This window comes from Mycobacterium sp. ML4 (assembly GCF_054515735.1).
Genome location: NZ_JBTNSY010000007.1, coordinates 1 through 17,812 on the forward strand (window position 1 = coordinate 1; position 17,812 = coordinate 17,812).

Below are 17,812 nucleotides of genomic sequence, written 5' to 3' on the forward strand. Positions count from 1 at the left end.
AGGGCTTGATCCGGATCTGACCCGGCGACCACAGCCCGCTGCGCGTCGCCTCGCCGAGGTCCAGCCGCGCCGGCGGAGCGTCGACCAACGTCTCGAACTTGCGCAGCGACCCCCAATCACGGGCCCAGTCGCGAGACAGGTAGGTCGCCATGACGTGGGCACGCAGCAGCAGGTCGGTGATGCCGAGCAGGCCACCGTTGACGCCGTCCTCCCAGGTGTCGGTGTCGAGCTTTTTCGCGTTGTAGTCCGGGGTGATGCGGAACCGGGGGATCTCGGTGACGCCATTGGTGTGCAGCATGGGCTGCTGGCAAGGGAAGGCCAGCCCCACCGCCCAGTCCAGCAGCACCGGCTGCGTCGAGCCGACGTACTCCTGCAGCGAGCGCAGCTCGGGCACCCGCGGCGGGGTCACCGCGATCCAGTCCTCCGGAGTCAGCGAAAGGTCCTCCGCGACCACCCGCACGGCGACCGCGTCGGCGGGCATCTTGTCGCGGGCAAAGCGCAGGTTGCGCCACGCTTTCGGCTGCTCGCCGTAGAGGTCGTCAGGCACCATCCGTCCGGCCGGGACCAGCGCGCCCGGCGCGGGCCGGGCGTATTCCAGCACCACGGTCTGGCCGCTGGTGTAGTGGTGCAGCACGCTGTTGCCGGCAATCTTGCCGGCGGCGGTGATGACGACCAGTGGATGACTCGCAATGGAAGCTTGGTCCGGTTTGGGCAGCTGGTACCAGGCCGAGGTCAGCCGGCTCTGCTGCTGAGCGCCGGTCGTATAGGTGCCGGCCAGCGGAACCCGCGCGGGGTCGAGCTGGTACGGCAACGGCACCGTCGAACCGTTGACGCCCGGGGTCTTGAGCTTGGCCGGCGCGTCCCAGTCGTAGTCGGTGCCGGGCTGGTTGGGCTTCATCACCACGGCCTCGGCCACGGTGTGCTCAGGCACTCCGTTCGGGGAGAAGCCGACGGGATCGGTACCGCCCAACGGCCCCAGCGGACCGTAGTTTCCGGGTAGTGGCGTCATGAAGCCGGCGTTGGTGTCCGGTTCGACGAGCACGTCGTCGGCCAGTCCGCAGCCGCCGGCGAACGCCCGCACATTCGACCAGCCGTTGGAGTAGGTGGGGTACTGACGCACGATCCCGATGCCCATCGACGCGACGAACACCATCGCCATAAAACCGGCTGCCAGTGACACCGGAGCGGTAGTCAGCAAGCGGGCCACCCGTCCCTCGCCACTGCCTCGAGGAGCGAAGTGCAACCAGGCCGCATAGATAGCGGTGATCACGAACAGCGCGAAAAACACGGTGCTGACCGTGATTCCCCCGAGCTTCGGCATGGTGCTGTTGAACGGCACACCGTAGCTGGACACGTACCACCAGCCGTTGGTGGTGGCGAAACACAGTGCGAGTAGGAAGAACACCGCGGCCAGGAACGCCATTCGGTTGCGCGACCATCGCAACACCGACGGCGACACCAACACCGTCGTCAACGCCGCCATCGCCGCACCCACCGCGGCGAACAGACCGAAGTGGTGCACCCACTTCGTGGGGGTGAACATCAGGAAGAACATGGTGCCGAAGATGACGCCCATCAGCCGCCACGCCGGACCGCGCGCCACCCCGGGCACCCGCTTGCGCCGCAGCATGATGAACACCGCGGAGAACAGGCACAGCGCGGTGATCAGGAAGCCGAACCGGCGCGACAGCGAGCCGTCGACGGTCGGCAGGATCAGGTAGTAGTAGCGCAGGTTCTCGGTGTACCAGGCCTGGCTGGGCCCGATCTTGCTGCGCACCCGGGTTGCTTCCAACACCGTCGACAGCGTCTGGTCGGCGAAGACCACCGTCAGGATGACGGTGCCGGCGGCCAGCATCGGCGACAGCAGCGGCAACGTGCCGACCATGCGCCGGCGTTTGACCAGGATCCGCAGGATCGGACGGCCACCGGCGACCAGCGCCGCCACCGCGATCAGCCCGGTGGGCTGCACGCCCAGGGTGAACGCCGCGGTGATGATCGCCAGGGCGGCCGGCGTCAGGCGGCTGTATCGCATCGACCGTTCGATCAGCACATAGGTGACCAGCGATCCGAGCGCGATGATGCCTTCGGGCCGCAGACCGTTGTTGAACGGCATCCATGCGGTCAGCAGCACCATGGCGGCGGCCCAGTTTGCCGGTTTGCTGGCCGCCACCGCCGGCCCCAGCCGGGGGAGCACCTCGCGGGAGAGCAGCAACCAGCAGATCAGCCCTGCGACCAGGTCCGGCAGCCGCATCCAGATGCTGGAGTCGCTGACGTGGGTCATCAGTGCCAGCAGGTTGTAGTACCAACCGAAGGGATCCTCCGGGCTGCCGAACCAGCGGAAGTAGTTGGACATGTAGCCCGCGTGGTCGGCGACGCGCGCCATGCCCAGGATGTAGCCGTCGTCAGACGAGTTGGCGCCCATCACGTGCCAGAGCAGGAACGCGAAGATCACCACGCCGTCGAGCAGCGTGAAGGTGCGCCAATTGGCCGGGATCCACCTGCGCATCCGGTGGCCGTCCAGCTGGTCGAGGCGCCACAGCGCGATCAACGCGACGATGGTGGACACGATCGCGCCGATGATGGCGAGTAGCTTCAGCGTGGTCGGGGTGGTGGAGAAACGGGTGTCGATCGTCGCCGACAAGCTCAGCTGGGGCGGCGCCGGCCCGGTGAGGTCGGTGAACACGCCAACGATCTGCGGACGCAGGTTCGGGTCGGGAAACCCGCTGCGCAGGGGTGCGCCAGCTGGGTCCTTGAGTCCGATGAACTGGGCGAACGTTCCGGCGTGCGTCGAGCTGATGTCGATACGTTCGCACTGCGGGGATCGCATCAGATCACGCGGCACGGACAGGATCACCACGTTGCGGTCGGTGACGTCCACCCGCTGCGTGCTGACGACGACGAACAGTGCGTTGAGGTTGGCGTCCTTACCCTGCCTGGGCGCGGTGCCGAGGATGACACCGCCATTGGGCGGCATGTCACGCTCGATGCTGCACGGCACCGACGCCCTGAAGTCGACCGGCGTCAGCGAGATGAGCGGCGACGTGACGCTGTTGAGCTGACCGTTCTGTGGCCAGTTCAGCATCGCGGTGGTCTGCACCACCGGTAGCAGCGGGGTGGCGATCGACAGCACGAACCCGATCAGCCCGGCGACAATCGCCACCCATCGGGCCACCTTCGTTGCGCGAGCAGACACAAACTCGTCCGAATCCGCCTGGTTTGGTGCGACTTTGCGACTGCTCGCGGTGGGGGTGCTCATGGGAGGGCCCTAATCGGTCCTTGCCGGCTCCAGCCGGGCACTGTCGTCACGCCTTGCTGGACGGCGGCCTCGGGCGCCTGATCGGCCGGGACGAGGCGGTGGTACTGCTCCACCGAACCCCAGTCGCGATACCAGTCGCCACTGAGATACGTCGAGATGGTCGACGTCCACAACAACCCCTGGGTGAACATGAAAGGCCCGCCAGTCGAAGCGGCCTGCCACAGGTTCGAGGAGACGGCGGTCTGCTTGTGGTCGGGCAGGATGCGGTATTCCGGCAGCTCCGCGATGCCGAGGTGCTCGGAGAACGGCCGCTGGCACGGGAAATTCGCCGCCGTCGCGATGTCCATCAGCACCGGCGTCTGCGACCCGATCAGCCGCTGCAGCGATTCCAGCTCCGGCACCCGCGGCGGCGTGAACGCAAACCATTGCTCGGAGCTCAAGTTCGGGTCGTAAGCCACGATGCGGGCCACGTTCGCCTCCGGCGGCGCCCAGGCGAACGGGAACCGCAGGTTGCGCCAGGCCGGCTGCGGGCCCAGGTCGATCGGGAAAACCTCACCGAGCGGTTGGGTGCGGCCGTCGGGTTGGGTGACGCCCCACTGCAGCTTCAGCGACTGGCCGTACATGAAGTCGCCGTCCTCTTTGTAGGACCAGATAGCGCCCGCGGCCGAAACGACGACCAGCGGCCGGTCCGGCCGGCGTGCGGGCAGCTGGTACCAGGCCGACGTGGCGCGCGCGGCGAGGTTGTTCTCGCCGTAGCTGCCCATGACCGGAGTGCGCGCGGGGTCGAGCCCGAACGGCAGGGCCGCGTGCGAACCGTTGATCCCGACCGGCCCCTTCCCGCCGGCGGTGCCCGCGGAGTCGGTGATGGCGGCGTTCGGCTTGTTGGGCGACGCATCGGAGTTGACGACGCCCGGCTTACTCACCACGGGGTCGGACTGAAGGTTGTCGCCGACACCCTCAGGCTTGAAGCCGACCGGGTTGATGCCGCCGAGCGGGCCGTCGGGCCCGAATTCCTGACCCGCAAGCGGCTGTAGCATCCCGGCGTTGGAGTCCGGTTCGGCCAGTACGTCGTCGGCCATTGCGCAGCTGTGCGGTGAGGTGATGGCGGCCAGGTTGGCTTTGGCGGTGGTGTACAGCGGGTAGCGGAACACCGCGCCCTTGGCCAGCGAACCGACTTCCCCCGCCACCATGATCACCGCAACGACCAGCAGCGGAGTCGACGCCAGCACGCGATTACGCCGGTTGTTCTTCACCTCGGTATGCCCGGCGTAATCCATCCGGAAGTGATACCAGGCGGCCAGTAGTCCGGTGAGGATCGACAACGTCAGGAACATCGACGTGACCGGGTGGCTGGCGATCACCGGCTGAATGTCGTACCACGGCACGCCGTAGTTGCCGACGTAGAACCAGCCGTTGATCCCCGATGTTGCCCACGCCAACACGAACAGCAGCGCGGTGACGTACAGGGCCAGGTTGCGCCGGCTGTGCAGGCCGATCCGCGCGACGGTGAAGGCGGTGAGTCCGCCCAGCGCACCGGCCAATCCGGCGAAGGCGCCGAACTGGATGGCCCACTTGGTGGGCGTGAACGTCAGCAACAGCAGGCCGATCGCCGTGGTGCCGATCAGTCGCCAGGCGGGTCCGGTGGCCACCCCGGCGACCCGGCCACGGCGCAGCAGTACGAACAGCATCCCGAACATGCACAGCAGCAGCACCAGCACGGCGAACCGGCGCGACATCGAGCCGTCCGCATTGCTCTCGACGGTGAGGAAGTAGTAGCGCAGGAAGTCCTGGTACCAGGCGATCGTCGGCCCGACCTTGTACTTGATCCGTGCCGACTCGGCCACGGTCGCCAGCGTCTGGCTCTGGAAAGCCACCAGAGTGACCGCGGACAACGAGGCGACCAGCACCGCCAGTGGCGCCAGGATGCCATCGGTGGCGCGTCGCCGCCGGATTGTGGTGGCGACTGCACGCGCACCGGTGAGCAGCGCCGCAACCGCGATCAATCCCTGCGGCGCCAAGGTGACGGTCAGCATCGCGACGAGGATCGCGACGGCGGCCGGGGCGAGCCTGCCCAGCGCGATGGAACGTTCGACCAGGATCCAGGTGACCATGACGCCCAGCGCGATCAGCGGCTCGGGCCGCAAGCCGTTGTTGAACGGTATCCAAGCGGCGACGAACACCGCCCCCGCGGTGAAAACCGCGACCCGGTTGGATGCCAGCGCGCCCTTGCCCGGTCCGAGCCTCCTGAGCACGCCATGGCTGATCACCAGCCAGCAAGCGATTCCGGACAGGGTGGCGAGTAGCCGCATCCACACCCCGGCCGTGCTGACCGAAGCAAGCTCCGACAACTCCGCGAGATACCAGTCGAACGGTGCGTCGGTGGTGCCGAAGTAGCGGTAGTAGTCGACGACATAGCCGGCTCGGGGAGCCACCCGCGCCAGGGTGAGGTTGTAGCCGTCATCCGAGGACGTGGCCCCGATGATGTGCCAGAGCAGCAGCGTCCCGATCACGACGACGTCGGCCAGCCAGGTGGCCAGACCGGCCCTCGGTTTCGGTACCCGGGGACGCCACATGCGCAGCGTGTTGCCCCGACTCAGACGATCCAGCGCTGACAGGGCCACGATGGAGCAAAGCACCGCGAGCGCGCCCAGCACCATAGCCAGGGTCTTCAGCGCGGTCGGCCGCAGGATGAAGCGGGTGTCGACGTCGACTCTGGCCGACAGCCCGGGCTGCGAGGGCACCTTCAGGTCGGTGAAAATCCCCCCGACCTGGGGCTTTTTCTCCGCAGCGAGCTTCCCGGCGGCACCAGGGATGCCGACGAAGTCCGCTCCCGCGCCTCCGCCGTCGGCCCAGACGTGCAGGACGTTGCATCCGCCCGCCGCGATCTGGGCGCGGGGAGCCACCGCGGCGACTGTGTCACGGAACGCCACCACGGCGGTGTCCTTGTTGGCGCGGACGAACAGACCGTGCTTGCCGGTCTCAAATCCATCGACGGGCAGCGTCGAGACCACCAACCCACCGCCGGCCGGCAGGGTGGCGATGGCTGAGCACGGAATGGAGATGTCGAGGGCGCGAGGCGCGCCGGACACCAACGGCGCGGTGATCTGGCTGATATTGCCGTCTGCGGTGCTGCCCTGAGGCCACAAGATCGTCGCGGTGGTCTGCCGCACCGGAAGCAGCGGAACCAGCAGGCACAACAGCAGACCGGCGATTCCGGCGGCGACGGCGACCAACCGGGCGATCCGGTGGGATCGCTCATTACCGTCGGGGGACACGAGGCTCGATCGTAGGCGACGCGATTAAGTGCGTTGAGGATGCGGGGCCGTGCGGGCCTGAGGACGAGACGCACGGTTGTATCGAGTGCGTTGAGGATGCGGGGCCGTGCGGGCCTGAGGACGAGACGCACAACCAAACACAGTGGCCTTTGGAGGCGGGCCGGGTGCAGAGGTCACAATATGTATCGATAGATGACAAGCCGAAGCCCTCGATGACCGGAAGGCTGGCAGCGCGATGACGAACTCGGCTCTCGGGTTTGGTGTGCTGGGGCCGCTGCAACTGTTGGCGAACGGCGTCCCGGTACCGGTCGGCGCCGCCAAACAACGGGCGGTGCTGGCGGTGCTGTTGATCAACCGCAACCGCCCGGTATCGGTGGACTCGTTGATCGACGCGGTGTGGGACGGCTCCCCGGTCCCAGCTGCCCGCACCAGCATCCAGTCCCACATCTCCAACCTCCGTCGTCTGCTGCGCGATGGTGGAGTGGACCCGGTCCGGGTGCTGGCGAGTGCGCCGCCCGGATACCAGCTCAATGTGGCCGACACGGACTACGACCTGGGTCGGTTTGCCGCCGCCAAGGCGGCGGGCGTGTCAGCCGCGGCCGCGGGACGGTTCGAGGAGGCCAGCAGTCACCTGTCGGCAGCCCTGGCCGAATGGCGCGGACCGGTTCTCGACGACCTGCGCGACTTCGAATTCGTCGCCGCCTTCGCCGCCAAAGCCGTCGAAGACAAGGTGGCCGCCCACAGCGCGCGCGCCGAGGCTGAAATCGCTTGCGGCCCGTGCCGATTCCGTGATCGGCGAGTTAGAGGCGCTGGCCGCGGAACATCCCTATCGCGAACCGCTGTGGGCACAGCTGATCACCGCCTATTACGTCACCGAGCGGCAGTCTGACGCGCTCGGCGCCTACCGGCAGTTGAAGACTGCGCTGGCCGAGGGGCTCGGCATCGACCCCGGTCCGACGGTCAGCGCCCTGCACCAGCGGATTTTGCGCCAAGAGTCGATCGTCATCAAGCAGGCGGCCAAGAGCACTCGCAAACGCAGCCGCATCGACAACCGGCGCGACCCTCCCGGCCTCCGTCGCTGCCGCATTGTGTGACCGATTCGGCCGCCGGTACCAGCTCGACGGCGCGACCACCCGCATCGGGCGGTTGAACGACAACGACATCGTGCTCGACGACAACGACGTCAGCCGCTACCACGCTGTCATCGCCGACACCGGAACAGGATTCGTGATCACCGATCTGCGTTCGACAAACGGTGTCGAGGTGCGTGGCGAGCTGATCCACGGCAGCGCCGCGTTGTCGCACGGCGATACCGTCAGCATCGGAGGGTGTGAGTTCACGTTCGAGATCGTTCCGTTGCCGGCGTGATCACCCGCCAACGGCGAGTCACGGGGACAGAGCCACGCCGTTGCTGCCGTCAGGGGCGCCCGCGCCTCCTTTTCCGTCGGTGCCATGCAGAGCCGCCGCCTCGCAACGCCGCCATTGCCACCATCGCCGGGCGCTCACGCGTTGTCGGTCAAAGAAGGTCGGCATGGCGGCGGGAAATTGTCGGCCCGGGCTACCACCACCTCTGCGGGCCGAGTCGCAGGCACCTTTGCAGGTCGGCGTCGGCGGCGCGCACGGTGGCTTCTGCGACACGGTAGGCGGCAGCGATGTCAGCGAACCGGCCGGTTGTGAGGTTCGCTCGTTGGCAGACCATTCGTTCGATTCCGGCCGCGGCCGCCGCGGGGCCGTGCGAATCGAGGAAGGCTTCCTCGTCGGGCAGCCGCCACAGCGCGGCAATGCAGCGCAGCACCCCAGGCAGGCCAAACGTAGGAATCACGCGCCGCCAGAGCAGTTCGCCGACAGGGCCGAGCGGGACATGCGGTTCCGGCGGCGCATACACACCCGTGCGGCCGGGTCCCGGAACCCATCGGCTCAGGCGCGCCGGGTCGAACGGCCGGTCGTAGGGCAAGATCTCGTCGATCCGCCCGGTACCCCCGGGCGCCTGCCACCGAAGCAGGAACGGAAAGCGATGTCCCGCCGCGGTATCGACGTAGCCGTTGGACGCATGACGTACGCCCGACGATGCCATCGTGGTGCTGGCCGCGACGGCGACCAGGAGCTCGGTCGGCGGGACTCCGACCGCCCAGGCCGCACCCGATGGCCCGTACAGGCGAATCGCCGCCGCCGCAGGCGAATCCGGCGCGCACATGCGCGCCAGCCGCCGGTCGTTGTGGGCCACCGCCTCCCACACCTTTGCGGCCAGCTTGTCGCCGAGTTTCGGCAATCTCGACGGCGCCGGGCGGGGATCGGGTAGCGCCGGCTTCGGGTGCTGCGGCGGTGTCCGCGGTTTGACAACCGCTTTCGGCTTCGTTTCCGGCCGGAGCTTCGGGTCAGCCGGCGGTCTCGTAGGCTCGGGCGCGAGCCGGACGGTCTGGCGGGGGACGCAGCTCGGGCACCGCAGCCCGGTTTTCGTGGCGACGAGTCGCTCATCGGAGCCGCAGTGTGGGCAGGCGATATCAGCGAAACGGCTCAGCGGGATGAGCCAATCAAGCATCAGTGGGTAACGGCGCTCGCCCCGGCGGACGTCGACCGGTAATCGCCATACCGGCACCTCGTAAATGTGCAGCCGATAGGGCCGGATCTCATGGCTCGCTTGGTACTTCTCCCGCGTCTCGCCGATCCGCCGTGCCCGCTCGCTCCGCACGCTGTCGGCACGTGCGTTAAGCAGCTCGCCGCGATCGGCAGGTGCCTGGGCGCGCCGGCGCTCGATCCGCGCGAGCGCGTCGCGGTAGTAGGCTTCGACGCGCTCCAGCTCCGCGTCGCGCGCCTTGTCGGTGTCATCACCGAGTTCGGATCGCCGCCGCAGGGCGTACCGCCCGATGACCCGGTCCGCGAATCCGATCGCCGCGGTCAGGCCGGTGAGCGACGGCGAACTGTCGTGCGGCATCGACGTCAAGGCGGCGAGCTTCTGACTCACGTGGGTTGGCAGCTGGTGTTGCGAGTGCACATCCACCCAACATTCGGCGCATTCCTGGTAGTGGTCGTCGCTGGATAGCGTGTAGTCGACCAGTGCCCCGACGCGGAGCATCGTGCGGACCGACCGGGTCGGCGCGCCCGTGGCGTCGATCCGTCCGTGATCGATGGTGAACTGGTCGCGTGCCATCGCCTGCAGGTGCTCTGCCGGGGGTGGCGGCGTGGCGACCACTGGCACGGCCATCGTGGCGACGTCACCCATCGCCAGGACCTCCTCGGCGGAGCGGCCCAGGGCGGGATGCCCGACCGAGAGCAAGGTCGCACCGTCCTCGCGCGCCACATCGGGATCGGCGGTGACCCGTAGCACCTCGGGCAGCTCCAGTATCGTCTGTAGGTCCTGTGGCAGCATCACCAGCGTGGTATCGCCGCCGGATTCGGTGAGCCCGCCGCTCACTTCGACATACCGCAGCCAGAAGCCGAGCCCCGCATCGGTTTTCGTCACGCCAACTCACCCACCAGGAGGTCAACGTCTTCGCGGCTCTTCACATAGCTGCGTCTCGCCTCGGCGAGCGCGTTGCCGAGCGATTCGAGCCGTCGCTCGAACTCGTCGTCGTCGATCGCATCGACAAAGGCGTCGAAAACCTCGGTCTCGAAATCGAAGTCGTCGTCGACCCGGCCCAGGATCATGTCCAGTTCACCGACGACGAGTTCGAACAGATTGATCTTCGCCTCGAGCACATGCATGATCCGTTGCTCGATGCTGCCTCGGCAGACCAGGTTGGTCAGCATCACGTCGTGTTCTTGCCCGACCCGGTGCAGCCGGCCGAGCCGCTGCTCGATCTGCATGGGGTTCCACGGCAGATCAAAGTTCACCATCACATGGCAGAACTGGAGGTTGCGGCCCTCGCCCGCCGACTCGGTCGACAGCAGGATCGGCGTGTCGGCTCGGAACTGCGCGATTGCCGACTCCTTCGCCGTCCGGGTGAGGCTGCCGTGATACGACGCCGATGACAGTCCGGCGCGCTCGACCGCGGTGACCAGAACATCCAGGGTCTGCCGAAACCCGGTGAACACCAACACCTTCTCGCCCCCGTCGACGTGTCGTCGAAGGATTTCGACGAGTTCACGCACCTTGTCCGGTTCCCGGATGGCCTGGGCGCGTTCCGCGAGGTCGTTCCAGCCGAGCTTGCCCAGCGTCGGCGCGGCGGCCGCGGGGCTGGAGCCGGCCAGCCGGGTCAGGCCGCGCAGGGCCAACCGGGTATGCCCCGGTCCCAGTGCTGCTGCCCTGACTCGCCGGACGATGTCGGCGTAGAGGCGTGCCTCGTCGAGGCCGGGCGTCACCAACGTCGTCTCGGCCAGGCGGGGCGGCAGCATCACGGCAACCTCGCTGCGGCGATGTCTGACCATGACCTGGCTAGTCCGGGCACGCAGCTCCTCAAGGTTGTGCGGTCTCATTTCGACCGACGCTGCACCATGTTTGGTGCGGAACTGGGCGGGGGTGCCGAGCAGCCCGGGCGCGACCAGGCTGACCAGGTGGTACAGGTCCGACAGCTTGTTCTCCACCGGCGTCGCGGTCAGCATCAGCAGATAACGGGCACGCAGGCTGCGCGCCAGCTTGCCCGATGCGCTTCGCGAATTGCGGAGCCGGTGCGCCTCGTCAAAAACCACCAGGTCCCAGTTGGTGTCGATGAGCCTGGCCAGCAGCGGATCACGGCGCGCGGTTGCGAGCGAGGCGATGGTGACCGGCCGGTCCATCGCTGCGTCGCGAGATGGTGTAGGCCCGGACTGGGCGATCACGGTCGGCAAACCAAATTTCCGCTCCAACTCGTCGCGCCATTGATCGACAAGTCCCGCCGGAACGATCACCAGCGCCTGGTCGGCGAGCCCGCGCATCCGCAGCTCAGACAGCACCAACCCGGCCTCGATCGTCTTGCCGAGCCCGACCTCGTCGGCCAGGATGCCCCGGCCGCGCATCCGCCGCAGCACGGTTCGCGCGGCCTGCAGCTGATAGTCGAACGGCTCGAACCGCAACGTCGGTATCGCAAGGAAGGTGTCGAACCCGGGCCGCGCCCAGACCTGTGCCGCTTCATCGACGATGGCGGACCAATCCGGCTGCGGCCGTGCGCCGTTGCGGAGCCGCGCCAGTAACGACAGATAGGCGGACAGGTTCGCCGTTGGGGTCCCCTCGGCGGCGATCGTGACAGACATGCGGCCCTCCCGGCGACCGGTGCGTGCAAGCTCTGCGCCGGACGGTACCGGCGGCTACCGACACCACCGCCTACCCACGCCGACCTGTGACGAATGAGGCGGATGCGATTCTGGCCGATGTCCGGTCTGGCGAAATCAGATCAGCGTCAGGTTGCTCGCGCCGGCGTTGCGGACGGCGTCAATGGGAATCGACTGAGCGAGCGTCGCGAACCGGCCACCATTGGCGGTTGCGAGCGCGAGCAGATATGCGTCGGTCACCTGGCGATGCCCGCGCAGCCGTGAGTAGTCGATGAGCTCGTCGTCGAGCAGGCTGACCGTGCATGGCCATACTCGTGATATCCAGTCGCCGCGGCGCGGGCCAACCTGCCGATCGCCTGGGCAGGTGGCACCGGGCTGGGGTATCGGGGCTGGATGATGATCCGAACGAAGCCGTTACGAGTTATTGCACACGATGCCCAGCCGTGCACGATCTCGGCGCCGACCCACCCGCGAACGCGCCGGTGGTCCGTGTGGTCGCTGTCGAGCAGGGCGATGAGGACATTGACGTCCAGCAGGGCACGCGTCACACAGCTTCCTCGTCACGCAGCCGGTCGATGAGTGTGTTGCACACGGCGGGCCCCCGATGTTCGAAGGGTTCGAAACCATAGAAGCTTTCCGGCCCGGTTTCCCGATCGGTGCGTTGCTGCTGCGTCAACGCCTGCCGGGCAAGATCGGACAGGACCTTGCCTGCGGTGCGGTTCTCGCGCCGTTCGCGTTCCTTTACAGCGAGCAGCACATCATCATCCAACGACAGCGTGGTGCGCATGCATCTGACGTTAGTGCGTCAACTCGGCGGACGACCCTCGTCCCGGGGTCCGAACCGGAAACCCTTAGCTGCCAGAAACCACTAGCTCTTGCGCAACGGCGCGGGATCCCAGAACCCGCTGCGCGTCACCGTGCCCAGTTCCAGCCGGGCGGGTGTGGCGTCGGGATAGTAGGGCGTGAGTCGTTGCAGCGCGCCCCAGTCCCGGAACCAGTCGTCCTTGAGGTAGCTGGCCACCGTGGTCGCGTGCACCAGCAACTCGGTAATCCCCAGCGGGCCGCCGCCGAGGTTGTCCATCACCGGTGAGTTGGCTTCGGCGCCGAACCGGTCGGGCAGAATGCGCCACTTCGGCGCCTCGTCGACGCCGTTCTGATGGCCGAACGGCCGCTGACACGGGAATGCCAGCCCCACCAGCCAGTCCAGGAACACCGGATCGCTGGAGCCCACCACGTCCTGCAGCGTGCGCAGTTGCGGCACCCGCGGCGGGGTGAGGCCGATCCAGTGTTGCGGGGCCAGATCGTCATCCTCGGCCACCAGCCGCACCTGGGTGGCGGAGTCGGGGATCGCGGACAGCGGCGCGCGCAGGTTGCGCCACGCCGGCGCCGCGCCGACGTCGGCGAAGCCCATTGAGCCGCTGTGCTTCCCGGCTGCTGCTTCGTCGTCGGTCGCCCATTGCACCTGAACCTCGCGGGAGTCGAACCGGCCCGCGGCCGTCACCACCAACAGCGGCGTCTTGTGGCGCTCGTCCTTGGGTGGCAGGCGGTACCAGCCTGACCGCAGCGTCGCCGGCACCTGGATGCCGGCCCGCCAGCTGCCCAGCACGGGTGTCCGGGCCGGATCCAGATTGAACGGCAAGCGCGCACGCGAGCCGTTGATGCCCGGCGCTGCGGTGGTGCCGCCTTCGGTGCCGGCTTCGGTGCCGGTGACCACGCCGTCGTCGTTGGCGAAGTTGCGGTCGCCCGGGCGTTCCATCACCGGGTCTGCGGATACGTCCGCGGGAATTCCGTTGGGAGTGAACGCTTCCGACAGCCCGGCACCCAGTGCCTCGCCCACCGGGGCGGAAACCGGCGCCAGCATGCCGGCGTCGGGATTCATCTCGACCAGGACGTCCTCGGCCAGTCCGCAGGTCTTCCCGGTCAGGGCCTGCAGATTGGACCGGCCCACCGACCACGCCGGGTATTGGAAGATCATCGCCTGGGTCAGCGACACAACTTCCATCAGCACCAGCAGCCACGTCGCAATCGCCAACGGTGACTGCAGGATTCGTGACAGACGGGTACCGAAACGGGTCCTGGGAGGTCCGTCGTCGTTGGTCGAGATGAAGTGGAACCACGCGGCGATCAACAACACCGCCACGGTGAGTTCGAGCAGCGCGGTGGTCAGCGACCAGCGCCACTTCGGAAACGAGTTCGACCATGGCACACCGAAGTTTGAGACGTACCACCAGCCGTTGACACTCGCGAACGACATGGCCATCACAAAGACAACGACGGCGGCGAACAGGGTGCGGTTGCGCCGGGAGCGCATCGCCGCCGCGGTGACCGCCACCGCTGCCAGTGCTCCCAGTGAACCGGCCAGCCCGGCGAACACCCCGAAGTGGTGGGTCCACTTGGTGGGAGTGAACATCATCGCCAGGAACGAGATGATGGTGATGCCGATGATGCGGCGGCTCGGCCCGGCGGCCGTGCCCGGGATTCTGCCCTTGCGCAGCGAAACCGCCACCGCGATCGCCAGTGCGACGATGAGCGCCAACACCGCGAAGCGCCGTGCCACCGACCCGTCCGGGCTGGGCATGAACAATCGCTCGTAGCGGATGTGTTCGTCGAACCACTTCAGGCTCGGGCCCACGGCCCGCTTGAGCGTGGTGGCCTGTGCTTCACCGGCGAAGGTCTGGTCCCGGAAGATCAGGATCGTGGTGACGGTGGCTGCGGCCAGGATCGGCGACACCAGCGGTAGCAGTCCGAAGCGTTTGGAGCGGCGATGCAGGATCGTCCGCAGCGGCCCGATCGCCACCAGCAGCGCACCGATGGAGGCGATACCGGTCGGTCCGGAGAAGAGCGTCAGCGCACCGATGATGCATGCCGCCGCCACCGGCAACAGCCTGCTGGTAGCCACCGCTCGCTCCACCGAGCACCAGGTCAGCAGGATGCCCAGGGCGATGATGGGCTCCGGGCGCAGGCCGTTGTCCAGGGGCAGCCAGACGGCCAAAAACATCCCGGCCGCCGTCCAGGCCGCTGCCCGGCTCTTCTTGACGGCATGGCCCAGCCGGGGGATGACCTCACGGCTGATCACCCACCAGCAGGTCAGCGCCATGGCCAGGGTCGGCAGCCGCATCCAGGTGCTGGCGGTGGTGACGTGTGCCCACATCGCCAGCAGGTCGTAGTACCAACCGAACGGCGCCTCGGGCGTGCCGAACCAGCGGTAGTAGTTCGCCATGTAGCCGGCGTGCTCGGATACCCGGGCCATGGTGAGGATGTAGCCGTCGTCGGAGGTGTTGGCGCCGACGAAGTGCCACCACACCAGCACGGCGATCACCAGGGCGTCCAGTCCGCCGATCGACCACCAGCGCGCCGGCAGGAACCGGCGGTGCCGGGTGCCGTCGGCGCTGTCGAGAATGTGCAGCGCGACGAGGGAGGCCGCGGTCAGCAGCAATCCTAGGACCATCGCGGCCATCTTCAGCGGCGTCGGGCTGCTGCTGTAGCGGGTGTCGACGGTCGCCGAGAAGCTCAGGCCCGGCGGGGCGGGTCCGGTCAGATCGGTGAAGACACCGACGATCTGCGGACGAAAGTCATAGCCGCTCTTCTCGCCGCGCAGCGCGGCGCCGGGATGTTCGGTGGTCGGCCCCTGCTTGAGGCCGACAAACTCGCCGATGACGCGGTCCGCGTGGGCGGTGAAGGTCAATCGCTGACAGTCTGGACCGAGGACTTCACTCAGTGGCGCGGTGACCACCGGAACGTTGCGCACGATGAGTACCAGGTCGCCGTTGACCCGCTGCAACAGCAGCCCGCGGTCGACGGCCTTGGGTGCCTGTTTGGGCACCGTCGACAGCAGCACCGTCTTGCCGGTGTTCTGCGGCCCGGCCAGTCCGGCCGCGGCCTGGCAGGGCACGCTGATGTTCAGATCGGTGGCTACGTAGCTGATCAGCGGGGCTTCGACGCTGCCGAAGGTGCCGTTCTGCGGCCAGTTCAGCTGCGCCGTGGTCTGGTTGACCGGCAGCAGTGGGGTTGCCAGCGCTAACGCGGCTCCCAGCAGACCGGCGATGACGGCAACAAGACGAGCGATTCGGTAGTTTGCTCCCGTATCGCCCACGGGAAGTGATGCTAGCTCTGCTGCGGTATCCGGCGAGGTCTTGGTGGTCATGCGGCGCTGGGCTTGCGGATCGCCAGCACGAATGGACCGATGGTCTCGACGCTGAAACGTGGGTCGTTGAACAGCGCGGCCTTGAGGTCGACGGTGTAGCGGCGGACGTTGGGCTGGTTGGGGTAGACGTCTTCGGCCAGCCGCAGTGTGTAGGTGTTGCCGGCGCCGCGCCGCATCAGGAAAACCGTCGGCGGCGGCCACGGCAGCTTGTCCAGAGCCTGCATGAACTCGTCGGCGGTTTTGAGCTTGGACCAGCTTTCGATCTGGGCGGCGCGTTTGTCGAACTGGGCCAGCGGATTGGCGTAGTGCGAGGTCAGGCCCTGGAAGCCCCAGTAGGGATAGAAGGACAGGAAGCTGTAGTCGGCCGTCATGACCACCGTCTGATCGCGTGGCCGGCCGGTGGCCTTCGCAATCGCGGCGTCGACGGCGGGGTAGTACTTCTCCGAGCCGGGCGGTCGCCGGTCGCCGCGTTGGCCGTTGCCGTCGGTGTCGGTGTAGGCGATGGTCAGGTCGGGTCGCAGCACGTCGGGAATGTCCTGGCTGAACGCGATCGCGCCGGCTAGTCCGAGTGCCGCGGCCACCGGCAGCACGGCGCGGCTGCGGACCGACAGTGCTTTAGAGAACTCGACGAAGCCGAATACACCGGCGGCCACCAGCAGCACCGACAGCGTCGGCTGCAGCCGGAACGACAGCAGCGTGGTGCGCGCCAGGGTGCTCAGCATCGACAGCAGCGACCAGAGGTAGACGGCCAGCACGCCGATCGCAAGTCCACCGGCTCGCACCGACGACCGCGCGCGGACGACCAGCCACAGCGTGCCGATCATGCAGATGGCGCCCAGCAACGAGAACTGCAGCATTGGGAAGGTCAATTCGGCGCCGTCGGCGGGCAGGTAGTGAAAGGCGCTGCCGCTGTTGCTGGTCGGCGAGCTCAGGGTTCGCAGCAGGTAGGGCAGCCAGGTGGTGGAGGCGATCGCCGCTGCTATCGCGCCGATCACGACCAGCCGGCGCAGCGGGTCCAGCGCTGCCCGGACGCCGCCGGAGCGCCACCGGGATACAACCAGACCGAGGGCCATCAGCGTCACCGTGAACGCGCTGTAGGCGACCAGCAACGTGTACCAGGTGGCGGCGAAGCCCAGGAAGATGCCGGTTCCGACGATCGCCGCCCAGCCCGCGCGCGCGTCCACCCCCTCGCCGAGCGTGAAGCTGGCTTCACGCTCGACGCCGACTGTGCGGCCAGCTTCACGCTCGGCACTCGACGACCGCCGAGCGGCGCGCAGGCCCGACCATGCCAGCACGAGCACCGGCGGCAGCAGCACGGCGATCATCGCGGCGTAGGGCTCGGGGGAACTGTAGGCCAGCGTCACGGCCGCGGTCGCGATCGTCACGAGCAGCGCGTACTCGAAGCGGACCATCCGCCACCAGAGCACCAGCGCGACCGCGACGGCGATGGTGATCGACGTGATCGCCCACGGCTTGAACATCTCCCACGCCGGCGTTCGGGTCAATGCGGCCGCGCGCCCGCCGATCCAGAACCAGCCGGGTGGATAGAGCGGCGGCAGCCCGATATAAGTCATGTCCTGTAGCTTCGGGCTGTCGGTGAGCCGGGTCAGGTATTCGGTGCGGAACTGCTGGTCCACGGAAATGCCGAACAAATAGAGCTTGGTGGCGCCCAGCGGCATGCCCAGCGTCACGACGCTGAAGGCGGAGACGAACACCACCCCACCGAACTGGGCCAGCCGCGGAAAGCGTCCCCGGCGGTACAACCAGCCGACCGCGAACAGCCCGGCCAGGCAGCCCACCTGACCGACGGTGGTCAGCGCATGCAACTGGTTGGACGACGGAAAGGCCGGCCACTGCACCTGCGAGATTGCCGCCAGAGATATCGAAGCCACGGCGACGGCGATTAGCGCCGCCAGCGCCATCTGGCCCAGGGTGGCCAGCGCGTTGCGCATG

The 17,812-nt window shown here is 67.7% G+C and carries 9 protein-coding genes and 1 pseudogene; 1 reads left to right on the top strand and 9 read right to left on the bottom strand.

Translation table 11 applies throughout. The annotated features are described in order from the left end of the window. Both ACX9NE_RS09110 and ACX9NE_RS09115 read right to left on the bottom strand, forming a co-directional pair. A partial coding sequence (locus ACX9NE_RS09110) for an arabinosyltransferase domain-containing protein (protein WP_459361369.1) occupies positions 1-3,256 on the bottom strand: 3,256 nt, incomplete at its 3' end. Next, positions 3,253-6,531, bottom strand: coding sequence for an arabinosyltransferase domain-containing protein (locus ACX9NE_RS09115; protein ID WP_459361370.1), 3,279 nt, complete (start codon positions 6,529-6,531; stop codon positions 3,253-3,255). The genes ACX9NE_RS09110 and ACX9NE_RS09115, both read right to left, overlap by 4 nt. Before the next feature lie 235 nt (positions 6,532-6,766). Here ACX9NE_RS09115 and ACX9NE_RS09120 point away from each other — a divergent pair. After that, positions 6,767-7,899, top strand: a pseudogene (locus ACX9NE_RS09120) (BTAD domain-containing putative transcriptional regulator). Positions 7,900-8,089: 190 nt separating this feature from the next. On the opposite strand, the gene ACX9NE_RS09125 reads toward ACX9NE_RS09120, so the two are convergent. The 7 genes from ACX9NE_RS09125 to ACX9NE_RS09155 form a co-directional block, all read right to left on the bottom strand. Further along, positions 8,090-9,991, bottom strand: a complete 1,902-nt coding sequence (locus ACX9NE_RS09125) for a hypothetical protein (protein ID WP_459361371.1) — start codon at positions 9,989-9,991, stop codon at positions 8,090-8,092. Next, a complete protein-coding gene (locus ACX9NE_RS09130) occupies positions 9,988-11,697 on the bottom strand; it encodes a DEAD/DEAH box helicase (RefSeq protein ID WP_459361372.1) in 1,710 nt (569 codons plus the stop codon). The genes ACX9NE_RS09125 and ACX9NE_RS09130 overlap by 4 nt, the downstream gene beginning before the upstream one ends. A 135-nt stretch (positions 11,698-11,832) precedes the next feature. Then, the gene (locus ACX9NE_RS09135) at positions 11,833-11,955 is read right to left on the bottom strand and encodes a hypothetical protein (protein ID WP_459361373.1); all 123 of its coding nucleotides are present in this window, start codon (positions 11,953-11,955) and stop codon (positions 11,833-11,835) included. Further along, positions 11,952-12,263: a PIN domain-containing protein gene (locus ACX9NE_RS09140; RefSeq protein WP_459361374.1), complete on the bottom strand. Its 312-nt coding sequence runs from the start codon at positions 12,261-12,263 to the stop codon at positions 11,952-11,954. The genes ACX9NE_RS09135 and ACX9NE_RS09140 overlap by 4 nt, the downstream gene beginning before the upstream one ends. Further along, a complete protein-coding gene (locus ACX9NE_RS09145) occupies positions 12,260-12,502 on the bottom strand; it encodes a CopG family transcriptional regulator (RefSeq protein ID WP_459361375.1) in 243 nt (80 codons plus the stop codon). Before ACX9NE_RS09145 ends, ACX9NE_RS09140 begins: the two co-directional genes overlap by 4 nt. Positions 12,503-12,583: 81 nt before the next feature. Further along, on the bottom strand, positions 12,584-15,859 hold the full coding sequence (locus ACX9NE_RS09150; RefSeq protein WP_459361376.1) for an arabinosyltransferase domain-containing protein: 3,276 nt from the start codon (positions 15,857-15,859) through the stop codon (positions 12,584-12,586). Beyond that, the gene (locus tag ACX9NE_RS09155; protein WP_459361602.1) at positions 15,856-17,811 is read right to left on the bottom strand and encodes a galactan 5-O-arabinofuranosyltransferase; all 1,956 of its coding nucleotides are present in this window, start codon (positions 17,809-17,811) and stop codon (positions 15,856-15,858) included. Before ACX9NE_RS09155 ends, ACX9NE_RS09150 begins: the two co-directional genes overlap by 4 nt. Between the last annotated feature and the right edge of the window lies 1 nt (position 17,812).